A 20759-nucleotide genomic window follows, 5' to 3' on the forward strand; every position below is an offset into this window, starting at 1 on the left:
TCTCCTTCCAAACTGAACTAGACCGTTCAGTTCCGTTCTTAGAACTAGACTGTACAGTCTGATTGTGTCAAGCAGGGTTCAGCAAATGGAGTCGACAATGGCCGACAGCGCCCCACCCGCCACCGCAACGCGTTCGGAGCGCAAGCATGCCGCCATCGTCGCGGCGGCGGCCGCAGTGTTTCTCGAAACGGGCTATGACCGGGCCAGCATGGACGAGATTGCAGCGCGGTCCGGCGTCTCCAAGCAGACCGTCTACAAGCACTTCAGCAGCAAGGATCTGCTGTTTGTGGCTGTCGTCACCGAAATGATGGACCAGGCGGGCGCAGCGGTGCATCAGGCGCCGCCCCAGTTGCGCGACCGGGCGGAACTCGAGGCGTTCCTGCTCGACTATGGGGTGCGCATCCAGACCGTGGCGCTGACCCCGGGACTGATGCAGCTGCGGCGGCTGGTGATATCGGAGGTGCAGCGCTTTCCCGAGCTGGCGCGGGAACTCTATGCACGCGGTGCCGGCCGGGCCATCGGCGCCATGGGGGCGCTGTTCGAAACGCTGCGGGACGACGGGCTGCTGGCCTTCGAGGATGTCGCGGAAACCGCCTCGCAGCTCAACTGGCTGCTGATGGGGGAGCCGATCAATCGCGTCATGATGCTGGGCAATGAGGCGATTCCGACGCCCGCCGAAATCAAGCGGCATACCGGGGCGGCCGTCGCGACCTTCCTTGCCGCCTTCCTGCATCCCGATCAGCGATGAGCATATTTTGGGCGCGCTTTTTTTGCGCTAGCCTGATCAGGCAACGAGGACAATTGGCATGACTGATGGTGCGATACGGACCGGGACGGCCGGCTGGGTGTTCGAACCCTGGCGCGGCACGTTCTTTCCCGATGGCCTGGTGCAGAAGAAGGAGCTCGCCTATGCCAGCTCCAGACTTGGCACCATCGAGATCAACGCAACGTTCCGCGCCAACCAGAAGCCCGAGAACTTTGCCAAATGGGCCGGCGAGGCGCGCGACGGTTTCGTCTTCTCCATCAAGGGGCCGCAACTGGTCACCCACATCAAGCGGCTCAAGAATTGCGAGCAGGAGCTGGCCAATTTCTTTGCCTCGGGGCCGCTGGCGCTGGGGAGCAAGCTCGGACCCTTCATCTGGCAGTTGCCGCCCAATGTCGGCTACAACGCTGAGGTGCTGAGCACCTTTCTCAAGCTGCTGCCGCGCAGCACGGCGGATTATGTCGCTCTCGCCGGCAAGGCCGACGAGCGGCTCAAGTCCACGCCATTCCTCGCCACGGACGGTGTCGGCGCCATCCGCCACGCCATCGAGATGCGCAATGCCAGTTTCGATGTGCCGGAGGTCAATGCGCTGCTGGGCGAATACAACGTGGCCCGGGTCATTGCCGATACGGCGGAAAACCCGTCACGCGCACTGACCGCCGATTTCGCCTATTGCCGGCTGCAGGGGCCGCCCCGGGGGTACGGCTACAAGGATGCCGATATCGCGGACTGGGCGACAACGGCCAAGGCCTGGGCGGCTGAAGGCAAGGACGTGTTCGCCTACTTCGTGCACGAGGACAAGCTGCATGCGCCCGCCAATGCGATCGCCCTGCGCCAGGCCGCTGGGATCAGCCTGACAGGCGACTAAGGGCACGGAGCATAAGGTTCGGCAGCGGGCAATTTCTGCCAGCGGCGACAGATTTCGGTAATGCAATGGTGATTTAGTGGCGGCCCGGCACGCGGCGCGTGCCTCGATGGGCTATTGCTGATGCCGGACGCTGTGCAACACGATCATGAATCTCCCGCAGTCGTCCACGCCGACGCCATGCTGGACCTGCTTGCTTCGCAGCTTGGCATGGGATTCTGGCGCATGCTGGTGGCCAATGGCGCTACCTACTGGTCCGAGCATGCCTTCGAAATCTACGGGCTGCCGCCCCAGCTCGAGCCGCTGACGACCGAAGAGGCGATGAGCCATATCGTCGACTATGATCGGCCGTCGGCCGTGGCCCTGCTCAAGCGCGCCGTTGCTGAAAGGCGCGGCCACAAGGCCAAATTCCGCATCGAAACAGGTGCTGGCATCAAGGTGGTGGAGTATACCGCCGATGTGCGGATTGGCCCGGGCGGCGACGTCTCGGAAGTGTTCGGCACGATGCAGGATATTACCGGCCACACCATGAAGGATGCCAATGCTGTCGGCAGGAGCCTCCTGGTGCGCACCCTGATGAAGAATGTGCCGGCGGCGATCGCCGTGCTGGACCGGCAGATGAACTACCTGGCGGTCAGCGACTACTGGATTGCCGGGCACAAGACCGCCGAGGGCGGCAACCTTGTGGGCAAGAATCACTATGTCGTTCGCCCCGATATCAGCCAGGAGCATCGGGTAGAGCACAGGCGGGTCCTGGCCGGGGAAACCATCCACAGCCCGCGCGCCTATATGAAGGACAGGACAGGCAAGATCGTGCCGCAGATGTGCGTGATGTGTCCCTGGCACAAGGTTGACGGCACCATTGGCGGCATGATGCTGATGCTGGGTGCGGTCGACGGGCCGGTGCCCCTGACGCCGGCCGGACCGACATCGCGCCCGACCCGGCACGAACTGCTGGAGATCCTGCAGGATCTCTAGGCGGCTGGTGTGTCCTGGCGGCCGGCGCATGAAGTCCCGTCGCCAATTCCCTTCACAAGCCCGTTTCCCGCTGGAAATCGCCGCAATCGCGGGCTATCCAGCTGGTCCATAGCGTCAGCCGAAAGTTCATCCCAGCATGGCCGCATCGATCCTCCACCCGCTCGACAAGAAATCTGCGGGCCTCGCCTTCGTCCTGGGCCTGGTGACCATCCTGGCGGCCTGGGCTTCGCAGATTTTCGGCGGCCTCTATCCGTGCGAGCTCTGCCTCGAGCAGCGCATGGCCTATTATTATGGGTTGCCGATCCTGCTGGCGGTGCTGATCACCTGGAACCGCCTGCCGCTGGCGGTGTGGTATATCGCCATGGCCGTGGTCACTGCCATTTTCGTGTGGGGCGCCTATATGGGGGCCTATCATGCTGGCGTCGAATGGGGCTTCTGGCCCGGTCCGACCGCCTGCACCGGCGTCGGCGAAAGCATGGATTTCGATGCCCTCAGCAACCTGACCCCGGTCATCGGCTGCGATGTGGTGCAGTTCCGCTTCCTGGGCATTTCGCTGGCGGGATACAATGCGCTGATCTCGCTGGCCATCGTGGCGCTGCTGGGGCTGTCAATGTGGGCCCAGGCACAGCGCGGCAAGCGGGGCTAGTCGAAGTCCGAATCGCGCATGTCCCTGGCGCTATGAATAACGCGAACGACCCTTATGGTCGCCTGCACTCTTTGGTAGAATATCAGGTAGTTGCCAAAGGGCATTCGACGGTAGCCCCCAGATCCAAACAGCGGGTAGCGGTCGCTGGTCATGGCCAGCGACTCGTAGGCCACGCGTAGGTCGGCAACGAAGGTCTGTGCTCTTCTTGGATTGTCGGCGGCGATGTAATCGCCGATGGCGCGCATATCCCGCAAGGACTGTGGCGTGAACTGAACGCTCATCCCGTTTGGCGCTTGTCGGCATAGCGCGCCTCGAGATCGCCGAAGACCTCGTCTGGGGAGAGCCATCCGTTTCGATCTGCCTCCACAACGGCAGCTTCCAGACTTGCCTCAAGCTCACGAAGCCGCGCCTCGCGCTCCTGCACCAGGCGGACGCCTTCGCGCAGGACTTCGCTCTTGGAATTGTAGCGGCCGTTTTCCACGAGGTCCGTGACGACCTTTTCGAGGGTTTCACCCAGTTCTGCACTGATGGCCATGGCGCCTGTCTCCGATCGCCCGACCAATAATAGTTATTGGTCGGGCGATCGGCAAGGGTTACGGCTCCAGCTCGATATCCCAGTAGAGATAGTCCAGCCAGCTCTGATGCAGGTGGTTGGGCGGGAAGGCGCGGCCGTTATTATGCAGGTCGTGCACCGTGGGGTGATAGGGCTTCTGATGCGGGAACATGCGGATTTCGCTGGGCATGCGATTGGCCTTGCGCAGGTTGCAGGGCGCGCAGGCGGCCACGACATTTTCCCAGGTGGTCTGGCCGCCCTTGGAGCGAGGGATGACGTGATCGAAGGTCAGGTCGTCCTTGGAGCCGCAATACTGGCACTGGAAGCGATCGCGCAGGAACACGTTGAAGCGGGTAAAGGCGGGGTGGCGTGCCGGCTTCACGTAGTCGCGCAGCGACACGACGCTGGGCAGGCGCATTTCGAAGCTGGGCGAGTGGATGACCGTGTCGTAGAGCGACACGATGTTGACGCGATCCAGGCACACCGCCTTGATGGCGTCCTGCCACGACCAGAGCGAGAGCGGATAATAGCTGAGCGGCCGAAAATCGGCGTTCAGCACCAGCGCGGGACAGGCCTCAGGCGACACGTGGATCGTCACTTGAGTCTCCCGGAACGGGAATCGAGTAAGTCCATAGCCCCCTTATACTAAGCCGTTTGTGTCAGGGCTGTGAAGCGGGGGCCGAAGCGTTATTTGTTGGCGACCCGCTCGATGAAGGTGGTGGCAAAGGCCAGCCCGTCCGGGGCGATGCCGTGGCCGGTGCCGGGGCTCACATGATAGCTGACATCATAGCCGGCCAGCCGCAGCGCCGTATCGGCATCGGCGCTGTGCTCGGGATCGACCACCTCGTCCATGTCGCCATGCACGAGGCAAACCGGGCTCTTGGCCAGGTGCGCGCTGCCGAAGCCGTCGGGCGGCAGGAAGGCGCCGGAAAAGGCGATGATGCCCATCAGCGGGCGTTCGAGCGACAGGCCGGTATGCAGCGCCATCATCGCGCCCTGGCTGAAGCCGGCGAGGATGGTTTGCTCGGGCGCGATGCCGGACTGGCTCCAGAGGTCCTCCAGAAATTCGAGCAGTACGGGCCGTGCTTGCACGACACCCTCCTGCCGCCGGGCCAGCCGGTCGCCATCGAAGCTGACATCGAACCACTGGAAGCCGAAGGCAAACTGCCGGCATGGCTCGGGCGCATTGGGCGAGATGAAGACGGCATCGGGCAGGCTGGCCTGCCAGTGGGGGGCCAGGCCGATCAGGTCATTGCCATCGCTGCCATATCCATGCAGCAGCACCACGGCCTGTCTGGGAACGCCGCCGGAGGCGGGCGGCAGCATGGGGCCGGAGAGCTTGGTCACAGAAGAATTCCTTCCCGGTCGCGCATGACGGCGAAATAGCGCCAGAACAGCAAAGCCGCGGCCGAACGATGCGGGTGCCAGTCGGCGGCGATGCCGATCATGTCCCTGATGGTGGGACGAGCGTCAAGCCCGAGCCCGTGATGCACTGCCTTGAGCAATGCCAGGTCCCCCGCCGGAAACACGTCCGGGTGCTGGGCGCAGAACATCAGATAGACCTCCGCCGTCCATGGCCCGATGCCCTTGTGGGCGACGAGATAGCGCACGGCGTCCTCGGCCGGCAGTGTTTCGAGGTGGTCGAAGTCGAGTTGCCCGGCCACCATGGCTTCGGCGATGGCGCGCACCGTGCGGAACTTGCTGCCGGAAAAGCCGACCCCGCGCACTTCGGCTTCGCTGAGGGAGAGATAGGTCACCGGGTCGAGGGCGCCGGGCAGTTGCTCGAAGCGGCTCCAGATGGCGGCGGCACTGGCGACTGAAACCTGCTGCCCGGTAATGACTTTGGCGATGCCGGGAAAGCCCGGCTGAGTGATGCGCGGCTGCACGGGCCCCGCGAAGTCGCGGACCGCAGACAGGCGCGGGTCGATGGTCACCAGCAGGTCAAGATGGGCGGCGACGGCCTCGGCGCTGTTGAGGCGCGGTGACGGCGGCAATTGGCTCATGTAGAAACCCTGCGTGTCGCAAAAACCATCCAGTCCCGTCCTTCGCTTTGCCCCCAGCCCCAATGGGCGGTTGCACCTTGGCCATGCCTATTCGGCGCTGGTGACCTGGAACGCCGCTGCCCTGCTCGGCGGCACCGTCCTGCTGCGGATCGAAGACATCGATGCCGAGCGCAGTAAACCCGAATTCACCGCGGCGATATCAGAGGACCTGCATTGGCTGGGCCTCGACTGGCCCGAGCCGGTCCTGCAGCAGTCCGAGCGTATGGAGGTTTACGCGCAGGCCGGCAATCGGTTGCGCGAGCAGGGACTGCTCTATCCCTGCTTCTGTTCGCGCAGTGACATCGCCGCAGCGGCTGATGACACCGACCCCGATGGGGCGCCGCTCTATCCGGGCACCTGCCGGCATCTGGATCGGGGCGAACAGATCGAGCGGCTCGAGCGCGGCGACCCGGTGCAGTTCCGACTCGACACCGAACAGGCCATGGCGCGTACCGGCATGCTGAGCTTCACGGTGGTGGGGCCACTGGTGACCGACCGTCCGCAGATCCGCTATGCCAGGCCCGAGCGCTGGGGCGATGTGGTGCTGCAGCGCAAGGGCACGCCGACGAGCTATCACCTCAGCGTGGTGGTCGATGACGCGGCGCAAGGCATCACGCATGTGACGCGCGGCCGCGACATGGAGGCGGCAACCGATATTCACGTCCTGCTGCAGATGCTGCTGGGCCTGCCCTCGCCGATCTATCACTTCCACCGGCTGATCCTCGATGACGCGGGCAAGAAGCTGGCGAAGTCGAGGGGCTCGCAGAGCCTGGCGGATCTGCGGGCCCAGGGCTGGACGCCTGATCATGTCAGGCGGGCGGTGGGGCTGGGCGGCTGAAGGTCTCAGGACCTCATGGTGAGCTTGTCGAACCACGAGGTCGAGTGAGTGGAGGCCAATGTGCCACGACCTCGTCCTTCGACGGGCTCAGGATGAGGCCTACTCGACTTAGGCCGCAACCTTCTGCACGAAGAACGGCCTGACCGTCTCGGCCACCGCACGCTCGAACGGCGTACCGAAATCGGGGCCGAGGATGGCGTCGAGCCTGCTATCGACCAGTTCCATCGGGTTGTTCCACAGGTAGCGCATCTTGAGCACCTCGCGGATGACGCCATTGGCGAGCCCCATGGCCTGGAGGAAAATCCAGGGCAGCGGCGCGACCTTGAGGGGAACCGGCGATGCCTTGACGATGGCTTCCATCAGCGCGCCATGCGTCACGTAGTGGCCGGCAAAGTGGAAGTTCTCGAAGGCGCCGAATTCGCCGCGCTTCTCGCCCAGGACGGCGAAGGCGCGACCGAGGTCGGGCAGGTAGGCCCAGGCATGGCCCAGTTCGCTGTCCGCCATGCGATAGACCTTGCCCTTCCTGGCCTCCATCATGATGGCCTGGTCATACCAGTCGCCGGTATTGCCGGGGGCGTAGAAATCGCCAGCCCTGACGATGATGGTCTGGAACTTGCCGGCCTTGCTGGCGGCGGCGAGCATGTCTTCCTGCCGGACCCTGATGGCGCCGCGCGGGGTTTGCGGGCGCTGTGGGGTGGAGGGGCTGATGCGGCGGTCGGTGGCGGCATAGTTGTAGATGTTGCCCGGGAACATCAGCGTCTTGCCGCTATCGCCCATCGCCGTGATCACCGTGGCAAGCTGGGCTTCGGCGCGGCCCTTGTCCCATTTGTCATAGGGCAGGTTGAGCGCATTGACGACGATGTCGGCGCCGGCAATGGCCGACTTGAGGTCATCGAGGCTGCCCGCATCGCCCTTGATGAAGGCGACGCCTTCGAGGGGATGGCGATTGGAGCGGCCGAAGCCGCTGACGGCGAACCCCGCCTGCCGGAATGCCTTCGCCGCGTGATGGCCGATATGGCCGTTAATGCCCAGAACCGTGACGTTACCCTTGCTCATCTCGAAATCTCCATTGCGATGGACACAAGATCGTTCATTCACTAACGTCGCGGAATTGGCTGAAATCGTGGATTGAATATTCAAGAATGAATAGGGAGCCGGACTGGGCTTTGTGGCGCAGTTTTTCTGCGGTGGTGGCCAATGGCTCGCTGTCGGCGGCGGCGCGTGAGCTGGGCATAAGCCAGCCGACCGTGGGGCGGCATATCGAGACGCTGGAGGCCGATCTCGGCATCGTGCTGTTCGAGCGCAGCCTCAGTGGCCTCAAGCCCAATGTGACGGCGCTTCGCCTCTATGAGCCGGTGGCGCAGGCGCAGGCGTCGCTCGCCGAGGCCGCCATCATGGCCGAGGGGGCGCAGGACGACCTGGGCGGCACGGTGCGGATTACGGCGAGCGTGGTGATTTCCAATTACGTGCTGCCCGGTTTGCTGCTGCCGATAAGGGCGCGTTATCCGCGGATCGCCATCGAGACCGTGCCCTCCGATTCGGCCGAGAACCTGCTGCTGCGCGAGGCGGATATCGCCATCCGCATGTTCCGCCCGACCCAGCTCGAACTGGTGACGCGGCACCTGGGCGACCTGCCGATCATTCCCACCGCGCACCAGGATTATCTCGCCCGCCGCGGCACGCCGGCGACCGCGACCGAGCTCTATGATCACGACCTGATCGGGCTCGACCGCTCCGACCTCATCATCGCCCATGCCCGGCGTATCGGCCTGCCGCTGACGCGCGAGCAGTTCGTGCTGCGCTCGGACGACCAGACCCATATGTGGGAGCTGCTCAAGGCGGGCCTGGGCATCGGCTTTGCCCAGGCGAGCCTGGTGCGCTCCACCCCCGGCATGGTGGCGCTGCCCCTCGATCTGTCCATTCCACCGCTCGAAGTCTGGCTCACCACACACAGGGAATTGTTCACGTCGCACCGGATTCGTGCCATCTATGACGCGCTGGCTGAGGGTCTTGTGACCTATATCAACGCCTAGCGACTCTTTCGGCAGGACCTCATGCAGACCGCTCTCAATATCGCCATCATCCTTGCACTGCTCTTTGTCATCATCGTGCTGGGCATGGGCCTGTGGAACATGCTCAAGGGCGGGCCGGGCAATACCAGCCAGCGGCTGATGCGGCTGCGCGTCATCGGCCAGGCGGTTGCGATTGCGCTGCTGCTGGGTGCGTTGTTCCTGTTTGGCGGCGGGCGCGGCTAATCGTCATGGTCAAGCTCAATCGCATCTATACCAAGACCGGCGACGACGGCACGACAGGCCTGGTGCGTGGTCCGCGCCGGCCCAAAAGCGATGTCAGGATCGATGCCTATGGCACGGTCGAGGAAGCCAATGCCTGTGTCGGCATGGCGCGGCTGCATACGGGTTCCATGCCCAAGATCGACATGCTGCTGGCGCGCATCCAGAATGACCTGTTCGACGTCGGCTCGGACCTGGCCACTCCAGGCGCCGATGATCCGGCCGCCGATTATCCGACGCTGCGCATCCGGCCGGTGCAGACCGAATTCCTCGAAAGGCAGATCGACCATTACAATGCCGATATCGCGCCGCTGAAGAGCTTCATCCTGCCCGGCGGCTCGCCGCTGGCGGCGGCGCTGCATCTGGCGCGGACGGTGACCCGGCGCGCCGAGCGCATCACGGTCGAGCTGGCGGCTGTGGAAGCCGATACCAGCCCGGAAGCCCTGCGCTATCTCAACCGGCTATCGGACCTGCTGTTCGTGCTGGGCCGCGTGGCCAACAGCAATGGCGTCAAGGACGTGCTGTGGGTGCCGGGCAACTATGGTGACGTGAAGAAGGGCGGGTAAGCGAGCGACAGGCGAGCGGCAGCCGCCGAGCATTTGGCTTTCGTCATTGCCCGGCTTGTCCGGGCAATCCATCTTGCCGAGCATGTCGAAGGATGGATCATCCGGACAAGCCGGGTGATGACGATGGGGTGGGAGGCGTGGCAGTCTTCGAGGAGAACGCCTGGGCCTGAGTTCAAACCATGTTCCTGCCGCTGCATGATGCCAATTCGATCCGCCATATCCGCTTCCCCTATGTCAATTACGGGCTGATCGGGGTCACCACGCTCTGCTTCCTGCTGCAGGCGGTGCTGCCGCAGGCGGCGTTCGACCAGGCGACCATCGATTTCGGCATGATCCCGATCGTGGTGCGCGACATCTATCCCCAGCCGGTGCCGTGGCTGCCCGACTGGGCGACACTGGTGACCTATGCGTTCCTCCATGCCGACTGGCTGCACCTGCTATCCAACATGCTGTTTCTCTGGGTGTTCGGCGACAATATCGAGGACGCGCTGGGGCACACCAAGTTCCTGCTGTTCTACCTCGCCTGCGCAGTCTGCGCCGCCTTGGTGCATCTGGCGTTCAACCTCAATGACAATGGTCCGCTGATCGGCGCTTCGGGCGCGGTGGCCGGGGTCATGGGGGCCTATATCCTGCTCTATCCCCATGCCCGCGTCTTCGTGCTGGCGCGGCTGGTGATCCTGGTGCCACTGCCGGTGCCGGCCTTCTGGATGCTCGGCTTCTGGGTGGCGACGCAGCTGTTCTATGTGGTGGTCGGCTCGGACGAGCCGGTGGCCTGGTGGGCGCACCTGGGCGGGTTTGCCGCGGGCGTGGTGCTGGCAGCCGGTTTCAGGCGACATGGGGTGATGCTGCTGGGCGGCCGATGAGCCCCAGGCAGATCGGCGCAAGTTTCACCAAATTGCCACGATTGCCCAAGGTTTTGTTCACACCCGATCCCTAGAGTCGGTCATGGACTGCCAGCACAGGGAGGTCCCGCGTGAATACCGATCTCTCGACCCAGATGCTGCAGATGAGCTCGGCCAAGCTGCAGAACAGCGTGCAGATCGCGGTGTTCAAGAAGGCCCATGAAATGCAGACCGACCTGATCAATACATTGATCCAGGTGTCGCAGTCGGCGCCACCGCCCGGACAGGGCGCGCGGGTCGACAAGCTGGCCTAGCACAGGGAGACCGCCATGAGCGCCCTTGGAATCAGCCCTGCCGTGATGATCAACCGCATCGTGCACCGGGAAGGCGACGTCGCGACGCCGCACCTGGCCAAGGTGGCCAAGCTGCGTGCCGACCTGATGACAGCGGCCGCCGGCGAACAGAACCGGCAGGCCATGCTCAGCCCGACAGGGGAGGCCGAGGCGCCGGTGATCGATTCCGGCGCCGTGGTGGACCGGCTGATCTAGCCAGCGCGGCGATTCGCTCCATTCAGACAGGCAGCATCAGCGTCGTCGTGCGGCGGACCTGAGCCGTCAGCGGCAGGTCGGCGGAGGACAGCCCGACCCTCAGGGTGAAGCTGCCATCCTCCACCAGCCAGTGCCGGGCCGCCACGCGGAAAAAGGCAAAGGCGCGCGCGTCGAGCGTCATGGTCACCTGCCGGCTTTCCCCCGCTCTGATCTGGACCTTGCGGAAGGCCTTGAGCTCCTTTTCCGGGCGCGGATCGGATGAGAGGTCATCTGACACATAGAGCTGAACCACCGCGGCGCCGTCGCGGTCGGAGGTGTTGGTGACGTTGACGCCCACCATCACGCTGCCATCGGCCTCGAATTCGGTGTCGTCGACGGTGAGGTCGCTCACCGCGAAACGCGCATAGCCCAGGCCGAAACCGAAGGGGAAGAGCGGGGTCATGCCCAGCCGGTCATAGTGGCGGTAGCCGACGAAGATGCCCTCCTCGTAGCGCACCTTGCCCTCGACGCCCGGATAGACCTCGCGATCCTGGCTATGGGCCGGATTGTCGGCCCAGCGCACCGGAAAGGTCTGCGGCAGACGGCCGGAGGGCTCGGCGGCTCCAATGAGCACGTCGGCAATGGCATTGCCCGCCTCCTGGCCCGGATACCAGGCCTGGATCAGTGCGGCGACCGAACCGATCCACGGCATTTCCACCGGGCCACCGGTCTGCATGACGACAATGGTGTTGGGATTGGCATTCGCGATGGCCGCGACCAGTTCGTTCTGCCGGCCCGGCAGGTCGATGGAGGGCAGGTCACTGCCCTCGGTGTCCCATTCGCCATTGCGTCCGATGAAGACGATGGCGGTATCGGCATTGCGGGCGATGCGCACCGCCTCCGATATCGCCTCGTCGCCGAGCGGCCTGCCGATGCCAGCGGCGAAGGCGGCCAGGCCCAGCGTGGCAAAATCCTTGGTGGCGAATTCGATCACCACCTCATGGGTGCGCCCGGCCTCGAGTTCGATCGTGCCGACCACCTCATCGCAGCCTTCCTCGAAGAAAGTGCGGCCCTTCTGCCAATTCGTCCAGGCATCGGCGATCAGCTTGCCATCGACATAGACCTTGGCGAAACCGGCCGAATAGATACCGACGCGGTGGGCGCCTGATGTCTCGGGTGTGAAGCTGCCGGTGAGGCGCGCCGAAAAGTGCAGCGGATCGACCTTGCCTTCGGCGATGTGGCCGATCCAGAAGGCCTGGGCCTCGTCCTGGGTGGCGATGTGGGCCGGCTCGCCGCTGAGCTTCTCATTGGCGAAGTATTCGACCTTGAAGCTGCCGCGCAGCACCGGCTCGAAGCGGTGGTTGGTACAGCCGGGGGCATAGCGCAGCCGATCCTCGCCAAGGGCTGATACCAGCCCCTGCCAGGGCGAGATGCGATAATGCGCATTGAGCTGGGCGCTGCCGCCACCCATGATCTGGGCGATTTTCGTATTGGGACCGATGACGGCGATGCTGCCATCGCCCCTGAGCGGCAGGGTGCCATTGTTCTTGAGCAGCACGGCCGCCTCGGCGCCCGCCCGGCGGATCAGGGCGCGATGTTCGGGGCGATCGTCGGCTCGTTCCTGCCATTCGCTGTGATCATCGAGCGAGCCGACGCGCTGCATCAAACGCAGCATGTTGACCACGCGCTCGCGCAGGGTGGCCTGGGTGACCGCGCCTGTCTGGACCGCCTCGATCAGCTTCTGCCCGCGATCGCGCGGCGGCCCGGGCATTTCGAGGTCGAGCCCGGCATTGACCGTTTCTGCCGTGGAATGGCTGCCGAACCAGTCGGACATGACGATGCCGTCATAGCCCCACTCATTGCGCAACACCTCGGTCAGCAGCCAGTTGTGTTCGGAGGTATAGGTGCCGTTGAGCCGGTTGTAGGAGCTCATGACGCCCCAGGTGTCGGCTTTCTTGACCGCCCATTCGAAGGGAATGAGATAGATTTCGCGCAGGCTCCGCTCGTCGATCTCGCTCGAAATGGTGGTGCGCTCGATCTCGCTTTCATTGCCGACGAAATGCTTGATGGTGGCGCCGATGCCCTGGCCCTGGAGGCCGGTAATATAGGCCACTGCCAGTTCGGCCGAGAGAATGGGATCTTCGGAATAGCATTCGAAATTGCGGCCATTGGTCACCGAGCGGTGGATGTTGACCGTCGGCGCCAGCAGCATGTGGGCGCCCTTGGACTTGACCTCGTCAGCCAGGGCTGCGCCGATCTCTTCGACCAGGTCGACATTCCAGGTGGCGCCCAGGGCAATGCCGACCGGAAAACTGGCCGATTTGACGCCGCCGATGAGCGAGCCGCCGCCGCGCGCGCCATTGGGTCCATCGGTGACGCGCAGCTTGCCGATGCCGAGCCGCGGGATTGATGGGACCGACCAGAAATCCTCGCCCGACAGGATCGAGACCTTTTCCTCAAGCGTCAGCTGATCGGCAAGTTCTTCGATACGATCGGTCACGGCAGTCTCCTCGCGGGCGGTCTTCTTGTGATGCAAACAAAGACAGCCCCGGCGAGGGGGCTGTCAATTCACTTGGGCAGATGGACCAGTCGAAAGCTCAGCGGGCGGCGATTGGCGCCTTGCGCTCGCGGCCCCAGAGCACGAACAACGACAAAGCCAGCAGCACCAGGTTCATCGGCAGCACCATGAACTCGCCGCGGGAGATGTGGACGCCCATGGCCAGCACCTGGATGAGCGAAAAGCCCAGGGCGGCCAGCGGCGTCAGCCGCGGCATGATGCGGGTCAGTGCCGGCAGGATGATGCCGATGGCGCCCAGGATTTCCATCGTGCCGATGAAGCGCGTCAGCAGCTCGGGAAAATCGAGCGCATAGCTCATGCCCATGGCCCCGAGGCTTTCCATGCTCTGGGTCAGCTTGTTGAACCCGGCAAAGCCATAGAAGCCGGCCAGCAGCACCTGCGCGGCCCACAATCCGATATTCCACCCGCTGCGGCCCGTGACGCCACTGGTCATGTCAGTCATGCAATTCCCCCATGATGCGACAACTGCGCCCTAGGCACAGAAGAGAACTACATCTATATTTGTGCCTGAGTTACGCACAAGAAGGCACATCCATGTCACTGCATGATACGTCCAAATCCGCCAACTGCACCGCCATGTCGGACGTTCTCAACCGCATCGGCGACAAGTGGAGCGTCATGGTGGTCGGCATGCTGGGCCGCAACGGCACGCTGCGTTTCAACGAGCTCAAGCGCATGATCAACGGGGTATCCCAGCGCATGCTGACCCTGACCCTCCGCAATCTGGAACGCGACGGCCTGGTTACCCGCACCATCTATCCCGAAGTGCCGCCGCGGGTTGAATATGGTCTCACCGAACTGGGCAAGACGCTCGAGGGCCCCATCAGCAAGCTTTGGGACTGGTCGTCCGAGCACCACGCTGCCATCATCGACGCCCGTGCGGTCTACGATGCCCGCGAGAGCGCGGTGGTCAGTGCCGAACCCCGCAAGGTTGCCTACGCGCGCGGCTGAACCAGGCCCCTGGACCCGGTCGGCGCTTCGCCTCCTGACGCGGATTGTCACGAGGCCGGCCCATGGTGGCGAGGCTCCGATCGAGGCAGCCGGCTGATCCCATGCAAGACCTCCCGGCCGATACGAAAAGGCGGGTCCGGTATCCCGGGCCCGCCTCGTCAATTCTAGATCAGCGCCACGATCTGCTTCTTCTTCCAGACCAACTGGTACCAGCTCGCCTGCAGCACCAGCATCATGGTGAAGCTGGCCGCATAGGCGATCCAGATGCCCGTCAGCCCCAGGCTGGTCTGGCTGAGCAGGATGGCGCCGGGCAGTTCGATGCAGAGGATGCAGGCCAATGACAGCAGCATGGGTGCATAGACCGTGCCGCTGGCGCGCATGACGCCCGAGAAGACGACGCTCCCGCCGAAGCAGAGGATGCTCCACAGCACCACATGCAGCAGCGTCTCGGTCAGCTCGATCACCTCCGGATCGGTGATGAACAGGGCGACCAGATGCTGGCTGAACAGATAGGCCAGCACGATCAACCCGCCGGTGATGATCAGGTTCAGCACCAGTGCCGTGCGGGTGATGGAGCCGATCTGGTGGAGCTGCCTGGCGCCGATGGCCTGGGCGGCAAAGATCGAGGCGGCGATGCCGATCGACATGGCCGGGAACTGCACATAGCTCATCACCTGGCCCAACGCGCCATAGGCGGCGGTGGCGTCCGAGCCGAAGCGGTTGACCAGCCCGACCACGACGATGCCTGATATGGACGAGATGACCATTTGCAGCCCCGCCGGCACGCCGAGCCTGAGGATCAGGCCCAGCAGCTTGAAATCCGGCTTGAGCATGGCGCCAAGCAAGATCCTGTCCGGTGCCAGCGGCATGTTGCGGGCGCGCATATAGACAAAGAGGAAAGCGAGGACCGTGACAAAGCCGGCAATGGTCGCGACCGCAGCGGCATTGACGCCGATCTGCGGCAGGCCGAACCAGCCCAGGATCAGCGCCGGCGTGACCACAAGGCCCACCAGCATGGACATGATCAGCGAGAGCAGCGGCGTCACCGTATCGCCGACGCCGCGCAGCACCGACGTCGCCACGAAGAAGATGAAGAAGGACGGCATGCAGATGAACATGATGCGGGCATAGCCGACCGCGATGTGCAGGATATTGTCGGGCGCGCCCAGCACCGAGAGGATCTGCTCGGTCCAGATCCCCCCGACCACGGCTACGAAGATGCCCAGCGCGATGGCTGCCGCCAGCGTCGTACCGGTGACCTGCTTGACCTTGTCGACATTGCCGGCGCCCCAGGCCTGGCCGATCAGCACGGTGGACCCCGCCGAAATGCCGATGGTGAAGCTGAGCAGGAAGAACATGATGGGGAAGAAGGTGGCGATGGCGGCGAGCGCTTCCACGCCGATCAGCTGGCCGACATAGATCGAATTGATGGTGCCCGACAGGGCCTGCAGGATATTGGCAGCCATCAGCGGCACGAGAAACAGCGCAAACCGCTGCCAGAGCGGGCGGGATTGGGGGCTCATTTGAACACTCCGGGAGAACCTCGACAAATCGCGTCACGTCGCCGGCCCCTAAGGCAGCGGATGGTCTGAGCAATGTTCAGGCCGCTGCGGGGACCGATTCACACCCCGAAATCGGGGCGCAGGCTGGACGGGCGCTGGAGGCGTGGAAATGACACGGCGGTGTGTGTACGCCCGGGGTGGAGAAGCGTCAATGCAGGTCGCGACGGGGATTCCCGGCCTGTTGCACTGGTGCTTCAGTCGACTCCCTTCCACAAGGGGGAGGGGGGTCGGCTGCGCGTTCAGCATCACCACCACAAATACCTGCCATCACCACTTGTCATCGTCCGACCGACGATTCCCGATGCGCGGTGCGGCGGCGCCCGCTACAAACCAGTCATGTCCACCATCGCCACGTCCTATCGCTTCTCCGACCAGTTCTATGCCGGCGCCCGCGCCTGCATTCCCGTCATCATCTCGGTTGCGGCCTATGGCGTGGTCTGGGGTGTGCTGGCGCGCGGCGCGGGCCTGAGCCTGCTTGAAGTCATCCTGATGAGCGGCCTGGTCTTTGCCGGCTCGGCGCAATTCGTGGCGCTCGATCTATGGACCGCGACGCCAGCGGCCCTTCCAGTGGGCCCACTGATCCTGGCCGCACTCATCGTCAACCTGCGCTACCTGCTGCTGACCGCGACCTTGCGACCGCTCTTCCGCGAGGATCAGCAATGGAGCGGCGCTATCATGATGGGCATCGTCTCGGACGAAACCTGGGCGATGACGGTGGGCGAAATGGCCAGGGGCCGCGGCACGGTGGCGTTTCTGCTGGGCGGCGGCGTTCTGGCCTATGCCTGCTGGATGGCGACGACTGTCATCGGCCACACGCTGGGCTCGGCCATCGACGATCCGAGCAAATATGGCCTCGATTTCGCCTTCACCGCCACCTTCCTCGCCTTGCTGCTGGGCATGTGGAAGGGCAAGGGCGATCTCATCCCCTGGCTGGTGGCAGCACTGGCGGCCATCATCTCGTCCAAGCTGATCCCCGGCAGCTGGTACATCCTGATCGGCGGCATTGTCGGCAGCCTGGCCGGCGCCATGGCCGAAAGGCTGCGCCATGCTGACTAGCACCGAAGCCCTCCTCGCCATCCTGGGCATGGCGCTGGTGACCTTCATGGTCAAGGCCGGCGGCCTGCTGCTCGCCAACCGGCTGCCGCGCGATGGCTTTGCCGCTGCCTGGCTCAGGCACATTCCCGGCGCTGTCCTCGCCTCGCTGGTGGCCCCGGCCCTGGTCACCGGCAGCCCGGCCGAGATCATCGCAGCCGCCATCACGGCAATGGTCTATTTCCTGACGCGCAACCTGCTGGCCGCGATGGCAGCAGGGGTGCTGGCGGTTTATCTGGCGCGGTTGTGGCTTGTCGGCTAACCCGAGCTGGGCTAGAGACCTTTCCCGTGCCCCTCTGGCGGAATGGTAGACGCAGAGGACTCAAAATCCTCCGTCGCAAGACGTGCCGGTTCGAGTCCGGCGGGGGGCACCAACTTTCCTTAGAAAGTTCATGATAAACAGCAGGTTAGCCTGTAAACTGCAATGTTTATCCACCCTCTTGTCCGCCTCATAACCTGGCGACTGGACTAGAGACGTCGCCTGCAAGGCGAACGGCAAGAAGGGCGCCGATACCAGATCGGCAGCTTCTGCTGGCCAAGGCGCACTAGAGGACGTCGCGCGGGACTTGTGCCAGTGGCCTGCGGGCGCCGGCGGGGATCGACCGCCTCTGGTCCAGCTACCCAAGAGCCGAAAGGCAGCAAACTGTTTCAGCCCGCCAGTCGTGACAAAGCGGACCGCCGGCCTTCGGACTTCGCTGAGGTGGTTGCAGAGTTGGCATTGCCGCTACCCTTGCATAAGTTGTGGCGGGGAGACGGCAATGATAAATTTGACTCGATCGGTGACCGTCATGATCGTCGAGGACGACGACGACATGCGCGATCTCCTAGTGGACCTCGTGGAGGCGGAAGGATATGCAGCCGTCACCGCGAACTCGGCCGAAGCCGCCCTGAAGCTCGATGTTGAGGCCGACATCGCGCTCGTTGATCACAATTTGCCCGGCATGTCGGGCCGCGCCTTTTCGCAATTGCTCCGGGAGCGCAGCAAGACAGGCATCATCTTGGTCACGGCTGCAGGCAGCCCTATCGATCGAGTGCTCGGCCTAGAACTGGTAGCCGACGATTATGTGGTCAAGCCGTTTGAGCCGGCTGAACTCTGCGCTCGGATACGCGCCGTGCTGCGGCGACTGGACCGGTCACCAAGCACCCCCCCTCCCAAGGCCGCCACCAGCCCAGACCACCCCAGTTCCGAGCTTCGACTGGGCCGCTGGAGCATTGACCTTAAGGCACGCTCCGCCCATTGCGACGATGATCCGACACTCACGCTGACTTCGTCGGAATTCACCTTGCTCGAAATATTGGCCGAACAGCCGGAAAAGCCGATTGAACGGGCCGAGATCCTGCGCCGCCTGGGCGCGGACGACGAGCGCTATCTCGATCGCAATGTCGACGTGCTGATCCTTCGGCTGCGACGCAAGATCGAACTGGCCCCCGAAATGCCGCGCCATATCAAGACACGTCGCGGCAAGGGTTACCTGCTGTGTCTCTAGAGGCCTCGGACGCCGCCCGGCGCGGGCGGCCGGGCTGGTTCTCCTCGATTGCCTTTCGATTGCCTGCCGCGATGGTGGCGCTGTTTCTATTGGTCGCGGTGATAGGCGGGGTTGCCACCTATGTGCTGCGGCAGGCCAAGGATGACCTCTCGGCCTACGGCTCGAACACATTCGCCAGCCTGGGCGCCATCGCCAGCATTTCTCGCCAGACAACAGATCTCTTGGCATCCGCTCCGTTCCTTCTGAGCGCCACGTCGCCCTATCGGCTAGCCACCGAAAGCGTCAGCGTGACACGCCAGATCGATGAACTGGTGGCGTTCCTTTCGACGCAGCCGCAGCTCGTGTCCGGCACCAACCTGACGCCCCTTCCCATCGACGAGGTGATCGTCCAGCTCAAGGCCATACGCGAGAGGACCGTGGCATTGGCCGAAGTCGGCGCCAACTCGCAGGCCAGCCGGAACGGACTGGTCGAGGTTGTGAACAGGCTCACTAGCTTCAACAACGAGGAGAGCGATGGCTCCCGGCCCAATGGGCAGCTCCAGATTCTGGCACTGACGGCAGCATCCTCGGAAAGTCTGATCCAGCTGGGCGAATTGCAGCGGGAATTCGCCGCGTTGAAGCTGATATTGGCGGCAAGCCAGCCCGATGTGATCACCACGCTTCAGTCCAGGATATTCGCCGAGCGCGGCACCTATCTCCAGACCGTGCTGGAAATACGAACGGTGCTGACCGCCATGCGAGAGGCATCCGGCCGGCTGGCGGCCGCCACGCGGCAATATGCCGAGATTGTCGACGTCAATCTCGGGGAGGGGCTCTCCGATACCAATGCGCGCCTGGGACGGCTGGAAACGACCATTCTGGTCAGCCTGGTTCTCGTGGGCCTGATCAGCGCGGCGATCATCTATTACGTCGTTGTCCGGATTTCGCGGGCCATTGCCGGGATTTCGGCCTCTATGGAACGCCTCGCACAGGGCGAGCGCGAGGCGCCGCTGCCGCGTATCGAGGGCAAGGAAACCGAGCTGGTTCGCCTGGTCACCAGCTTTTCGGCGTTCAAGACCAGCGTCGATCGCGAGAGCCGGCTGCGGGAAACGGCATCCAAGGCGGCCCGGATCATCCGCTCCACCTTTCGCAGCATGACGGATGGCATTGCCATTTTCGATGCGCAGGGCGGGCCCATTACCGTCAATTCGCGCATGGTCGAAATTCTTGGCCGTGGCCCCGGCGCGCGGGCGATGAAACTGCCCGAACTGCTGGCAGAGCTGCCGGAGGTCGACCTGTCTTGGCTGTCAGCCGACATTTCTCCGGGCACCTCGAGGGTCGTCCGGTGCCGGCCAAGGCCAAATACGCTGGTCGAGATGACCATAGCCAGGCAGACCGATGGCCGCATTGTCGTGACCGCGCAGGACCGGACGGAGTTGGATCGACAGGAAAGCGAGTTGCGCCGGTTGCAGCGGCTTGAGGGCATGACAACGATTACACAGCAGGTCGCGCACGAGATCGGCAACATGATCGGCATCGTCAGTGGCAGCGCCGGTTTGCTCGAAACGGCCGGTGCGCTCAATGAAAGGCAGTCGCGCCACCTGCGTCGCATCAAGAAGGTTGCGGACCGCGGCAAGGCGCTCACCGGCAGCATGCTGGCCTTCGCCAGCCATCAGCCGCTGGCGCCCGAATGGACAGACGTACCCGGCCTGCTGCGGGGCATGCAGGACATCCTCGAGCTTGCCGTTGGGCCGGATCGGAAGCTGGCCCTCGCCGCGGCGATGAACCTGCCCAGGGTCTATCTTGATCCGGCACTCCTGGAGCAGTCCATCCTCAACCTCTGCCTGAACGCGGTCGCCGCGACCGAGGCGGGTCACGTCATCACCATCCGCGTCGCCAAAGGCGAGGATGGCGGCGTCGATATCTGCGTGTCCGACCCCGGCTCGGGGATGGCGCCCGAGGTCCTGGATCGCGCCTTTGACCCCTACTTCACCACGCGGACGGGTTCGGGAGGAACCGGTCTTGGCTTGGCGGTCGTCTATGGCTTCGTGCGGCAATCGGGCGGCGCAGTGGACATCAAGTCTGCATTGGAGAAGGGCACTGCCGTCACCCTATCGTTCCCCGTACAGGTCACTACAATGTAATATTTGGAATATTTGAAGTAATTCCGAAACACAGTAGTAGAATATCGGGGCCTTT

25 protein-coding genes and 1 tRNA gene are annotated in these 20759 nt (G+C 63.9%); 17 read left to right on the forward strand and 9 right to left on the reverse strand.

The window, feature by feature from the left end:
• Positions 1 to 97: 97 nt before the first annotated feature.
• The 4 genes from IH615_RS08015 (at position 98) to IH615_RS08030 (ending at position 3252) form a co-directional block, all read left to right on the forward strand.
• Positions 98 to 748: a TetR/AcrR family transcriptional regulator gene (locus IH615_RS08015; protein WP_291361224.1), complete on the forward strand. Its 651-nt coding sequence runs from the start codon at positions 98 to 100 to the stop codon at positions 746 to 748.
• A 58-nt stretch (positions 749 to 806) separates the two neighbouring features.
• Positions 807 to 1631: a DUF72 domain-containing protein gene (locus tag IH615_RS08020; RefSeq protein WP_291361225.1), complete on the forward strand. Its 825-nt coding sequence runs from the start codon at positions 807 to 809 to the stop codon at positions 1629 to 1631.
• A gap of 120 nt (positions 1632 to 1751) precedes the next feature.
• Positions 1752 to 2606 (forward strand): PAS domain-containing protein, encoded by an 855-nt coding sequence (locus IH615_RS08025; RefSeq protein WP_291361226.1) that lies wholly within the window; start codon positions 1752 to 1754, stop codon positions 2604 to 2606.
• A 136-nt stretch (positions 2607 to 2742) separates the two neighbouring features.
• Positions 2743 to 3252 (forward strand): disulfide bond formation protein B, encoded by a 510-nt coding sequence (locus tag IH615_RS08030; protein WP_291361227.1) that lies wholly within the window; start codon positions 2743 to 2745, stop codon positions 3250 to 3252.
• Here the strand turns inward: IH615_RS08030 and IH615_RS08035 are convergent.
• The 5 genes from IH615_RS08035 to IH615_RS08055 all read right to left on the reverse strand — a co-directional run bounded on the left by IH615_RS08035 (position 3249) and on the right by IH615_RS08055 (position 5808).
• Positions 3249 to 3533 (reverse strand): type II toxin-antitoxin system RelE/ParE family toxin, encoded by a 285-nt coding sequence (locus tag IH615_RS08035; RefSeq protein WP_291361228.1) that lies wholly within the window; start codon positions 3531 to 3533, stop codon positions 3249 to 3251. The two genes, IH615_RS08030 and IH615_RS08035, sit on opposite strands and share 4 nt — an antisense overlap.
• Positions 3530 to 3787, reverse strand: a complete 258-nt coding sequence (locus IH615_RS08040) for a type II toxin-antitoxin system ParD family antitoxin (RefSeq protein WP_291361229.1) — start codon at positions 3785 to 3787, stop codon at positions 3530 to 3532. Before IH615_RS08040 ends, IH615_RS08035 begins: the two co-directional genes overlap by 4 nt.
• 58 nt (positions 3788 to 3845) lie before the next feature.
• A complete protein-coding gene (locus tag IH615_RS08045; protein ID WP_291361230.1) occupies positions 3846 to 4403 on the reverse strand; it encodes an HNH endonuclease in 558 nt (185 codons plus the stop codon).
• A gap of 89 nt (positions 4404 to 4492) precedes the next feature.
• Entirely contained in the window at positions 4493 to 5152 is a 660-nt protein-coding gene (locus IH615_RS08050; protein WP_291361231.1) for an alpha/beta hydrolase, read from the reverse strand.
• A complete protein-coding gene (locus tag IH615_RS08055; RefSeq protein WP_291361233.1) occupies positions 5149 to 5808 on the reverse strand; it encodes a DNA-3-methyladenine glycosylase in 660 nt (219 codons plus the stop codon). Before IH615_RS08055 ends, IH615_RS08050 begins: the two co-directional genes overlap by 4 nt.
• 13 nt (positions 5809 to 5821) lie before the next feature.
• Between IH615_RS08055 and gluQRS the strand changes: the two genes are divergently transcribed.
• Positions 5822 to 6685 carry a tRNA glutamyl-Q(34) synthetase GluQRS gene (gene gluQRS, locus IH615_RS08060; RefSeq protein ID WP_291361235.1) on the forward strand — a complete coding sequence of 288 codons (864 nt, stop codon included), beginning with the start codon at positions 5822 to 5824 and terminating at the stop codon, positions 6683 to 6685.
• A 108-nt stretch (positions 6686 to 6793) separates the two neighbouring features.
• Here the strand turns inward: gluQRS and IH615_RS08065 are convergent, their stop codons facing one another.
• Complete coding sequence (locus IH615_RS08065) at positions 6794 to 7741, reverse strand: NAD-dependent epimerase/dehydratase family protein (protein WP_291361236.1); 948 nt, start codon at positions 7739 to 7741, stop codon at positions 6794 to 6796.
• 86 nt (positions 7742 to 7827) lie between these two features.
• On the opposite strand from IH615_RS08065, the gene IH615_RS08070 reads away from it, so the two are divergent.
• The 6 genes from IH615_RS08070 to IH615_RS08095 all read left to right on the forward strand — a co-directional run bounded on the left by IH615_RS08070 (position 7828) and on the right by IH615_RS08095 (position 10932).
• A complete protein-coding gene (locus IH615_RS08070) occupies positions 7828 to 8718 on the forward strand; it encodes a LysR family transcriptional regulator (protein ID WP_291361237.1) in 891 nt (296 codons plus the stop codon).
• 21 nt (positions 8719 to 8739) lie between these two features.
• Positions 8740 to 8940: a twin transmembrane helix small protein gene (locus IH615_RS08075; RefSeq protein ID WP_291361239.1), complete on the forward strand. Its 201-nt coding sequence runs from the start codon at positions 8740 to 8742 to the stop codon at positions 8938 to 8940.
• A 5-nt stretch (positions 8941 to 8945) separates the two neighbouring features.
• On the forward strand, positions 8946 to 9542 hold the full coding sequence (locus IH615_RS08080; RefSeq protein WP_291361241.1) for a cob(I)yrinic acid a,c-diamide adenosyltransferase: 597 nt from the start codon (positions 8946 to 8948) through the stop codon (positions 9540 to 9542).
• Between the two features lie 179 nt (positions 9543 to 9721).
• The gene (locus tag IH615_RS08085; protein ID WP_291361243.1) at positions 9722 to 10405 is read left to right on the forward strand and encodes a rhomboid family intramembrane serine protease; all 684 of its coding nucleotides are present in this window, start codon (positions 9722 to 9724) and stop codon (positions 10403 to 10405) included.
• 110 nt (positions 10406 to 10515) lie between these two features.
• Positions 10516 to 10698, forward strand: a complete 183-nt coding sequence (locus IH615_RS08090; RefSeq protein WP_291361244.1) for a YjfB family protein — start codon at positions 10516 to 10518, stop codon at positions 10696 to 10698.
• Between the two features lie 15 nt (positions 10699 to 10713).
• Positions 10714 to 10932, forward strand: coding sequence for a hypothetical protein (locus tag IH615_RS08095; protein ID WP_291361246.1), 219 nt, complete (start codon positions 10714 to 10716; stop codon positions 10930 to 10932).
• Positions 10933 to 10954: 22 nt separating this feature from the next.
• Here the strand turns inward: IH615_RS08095 and IH615_RS08100 are convergent, their stop codons facing one another.
• Complete coding sequence (locus tag IH615_RS08100) at positions 10955 to 13411, reverse strand: glycoside hydrolase family 3 C-terminal domain-containing protein (protein ID WP_291361247.1); 2457 nt, start codon at positions 13409 to 13411, stop codon at positions 10955 to 10957.
• A 97-nt stretch (positions 13412 to 13508) separates the two neighbouring features.
• Positions 13509 to 13931 carry a DoxX family protein gene (locus IH615_RS08105; RefSeq protein ID WP_291361249.1) on the reverse strand — a complete coding sequence of 141 codons (423 nt, stop codon included), beginning with the start codon at positions 13929 to 13931 and terminating at the stop codon, positions 13509 to 13511.
• Between the two features lie 92 nt (positions 13932 to 14023).
• Here IH615_RS08105 and IH615_RS08110 point away from each other — a divergent pair, with 92 nt between their 5' ends.
• Positions 14024 to 14440 (forward strand): helix-turn-helix domain-containing protein, encoded by a 417-nt coding sequence (locus IH615_RS08110; protein WP_291361251.1) that lies wholly within the window; start codon positions 14024 to 14026, stop codon positions 14438 to 14440.
• Between the two features lie 164 nt (positions 14441 to 14604).
• Here the strand turns inward: IH615_RS08110 and IH615_RS08115 are convergent, their stop codons facing one another.
• The gene (locus IH615_RS08115) at positions 14605 to 15963 is read right to left on the reverse strand and encodes an MATE family efflux transporter (protein ID WP_291361252.1); all 1359 of its coding nucleotides are present in this window, start codon (positions 15961 to 15963) and stop codon (positions 14605 to 14607) included.
• A 375-nt stretch (positions 15964 to 16338) separates the two neighbouring features.
• Here IH615_RS08115 and IH615_RS08120 point away from each other — a divergent pair, with 375 nt between their 5' ends.
• The 5 genes from IH615_RS08120 (at position 16339) to IH615_RS08140 (ending at position 20704) form a co-directional block, all read left to right on the forward strand.
• The gene (locus tag IH615_RS08120; RefSeq protein WP_291361254.1) at positions 16339 to 17058 is read left to right on the forward strand and encodes an AzlC family ABC transporter permease; all 720 of its coding nucleotides are present in this window, start codon (positions 16339 to 16341) and stop codon (positions 17056 to 17058) included.
• On the forward strand, positions 17048 to 17356 hold the full coding sequence (locus IH615_RS08125) for an AzlD domain-containing protein (protein WP_291361255.1): 309 nt from the start codon (positions 17048 to 17050) through the stop codon (positions 17354 to 17356). The genes IH615_RS08120 and IH615_RS08125 overlap by 11 nt, the downstream gene beginning before the upstream one ends.
• Positions 17357 to 17384: 28 nt before the next feature.
• Positions 17385 to 17468: transfer RNA gene (locus IH615_RS08130), tRNA-Leu, on the forward strand.
• 414 nt (positions 17469 to 17882) lie between these two features.
• Positions 17883 to 18581 (forward strand): response regulator transcription factor, encoded by a 699-nt coding sequence (locus IH615_RS08135; RefSeq protein WP_291361256.1) that lies wholly within the window; start codon positions 17883 to 17885, stop codon positions 18579 to 18581.
• Positions 18572 to 20704: an ATP-binding protein gene (locus tag IH615_RS08140; RefSeq protein WP_291361258.1), complete on the forward strand. Its 2133-nt coding sequence runs from the start codon at positions 18572 to 18574 to the stop codon at positions 20702 to 20704. Before IH615_RS08135 ends, IH615_RS08140 begins: the two co-directional genes overlap by 10 nt.
• Positions 20705 to 20759: the final 55 nt, after the last annotated feature.

It is taken from the genome of Devosia sp., from assembly GCF_014860165.1.
Classification (GTDB): domain Bacteria; phylum Pseudomonadota; class Alphaproteobacteria; order Rhizobiales; family Devosiaceae; genus Devosia.

Bases quoted from the DNA above. Each gene is read 5' to 3' on its own strand.
- IH615_RS08095 (WP_291361246.1), top strand. From the start codon at position 10,714: ATGAGCGCCCTTGGAATCAGCCCTGCCGTGATGATCAACCGCATCGTG.
- IH615_RS08065 (WP_291361236.1), bottom strand. From the start codon at position 7,741: ATGAGCAAGGGTAACGTCACGGTTCTGGGCATTAACGGCCATATCGGC.
- IH615_RS08135 (WP_291361256.1), top strand. From the start codon at position 17,883: ATGATCGTCGAGGACGACGACGACATGCGCGATCTCCTAGTGGACCTC.
- IH615_RS08040 (WP_291361229.1), bottom strand. From the start codon at position 3,787: ATGGCCATCAGTGCAGAACTGGGTGAAACCCTCGAAAAGGTCGTCACG.
- IH615_RS08125 (WP_291361255.1), top strand. From the start codon at position 17,048: ATGCTGACTAGCACCGAAGCCCTCCTCGCCATCCTGGGCATGGCGCTG.
- IH615_RS08105 (WP_291361249.1), bottom strand. From the start codon at position 13,931: ATGACTGACATGACCAGTGGCGTCACGGGCCGCAGCGGGTGGAATATC.
- IH615_RS08075 (WP_291361239.1), top strand. From the start codon at position 8,740: ATGCAGACCGCTCTCAATATCGCCATCATCCTTGCACTGCTCTTTGTC.
- IH615_RS08030 (WP_291361227.1), top strand. From the start codon at position 2,743: ATGGCCGCATCGATCCTCCACCCGCTCGACAAGAAATCTGCGGGCCTC.
- IH615_RS08085 (WP_291361243.1), top strand. From the start codon at position 9,722: ATGTTCCTGCCGCTGCATGATGCCAATTCGATCCGCCATATCCGCTTC.
- IH615_RS08110 (WP_291361251.1), top strand. From the start codon at position 14,024: ATGTCACTGCATGATACGTCCAAATCCGCCAACTGCACCGCCATGTCG.
- IH615_RS08055 (WP_291361233.1), bottom strand. From the start codon at position 5,808: ATGAGCCAATTGCCGCCGTCACCGCGCCTCAACAGCGCCGAGGCCGTC.
- IH615_RS08115 (WP_291361252.1), bottom strand. From the start codon at position 15,963: ATGAGCCCCCAATCCCGCCCGCTCTGGCAGCGGTTTGCGCTGTTTCTC.
- IH615_RS08070 (WP_291361237.1), top strand. From the start codon at position 7,828: ATGAATAGGGAGCCGGACTGGGCTTTGTGGCGCAGTTTTTCTGCGGTG.
- IH615_RS08025 (WP_291361226.1), top strand. From the start codon at position 1,752: ATGCCGGACGCTGTGCAACACGATCATGAATCTCCCGCAGTCGTCCAC.
- IH615_RS08120 (WP_291361254.1), top strand. From the start codon at position 16,339: ATGTCCACCATCGCCACGTCCTATCGCTTCTCCGACCAGTTCTATGCC.
- IH615_RS08015 (WP_291361224.1), top strand. From the start codon at position 98: ATGGCCGACAGCGCCCCACCCGCCACCGCAACGCGTTCGGAGCGCAAG.
- IH615_RS08080 (WP_291361241.1), top strand. From the start codon at position 8,946: ATGGTCAAGCTCAATCGCATCTATACCAAGACCGGCGACGACGGCACG.
- IH615_RS08035 (WP_291361228.1), bottom strand. From the start codon at position 3,533: ATGAGCGTTCAGTTCACGCCACAGTCCTTGCGGGATATGCGCGCCATC.
- IH615_RS08020 (WP_291361225.1), top strand. From the start codon at position 807: ATGACTGATGGTGCGATACGGACCGGGACGGCCGGCTGGGTGTTCGAA.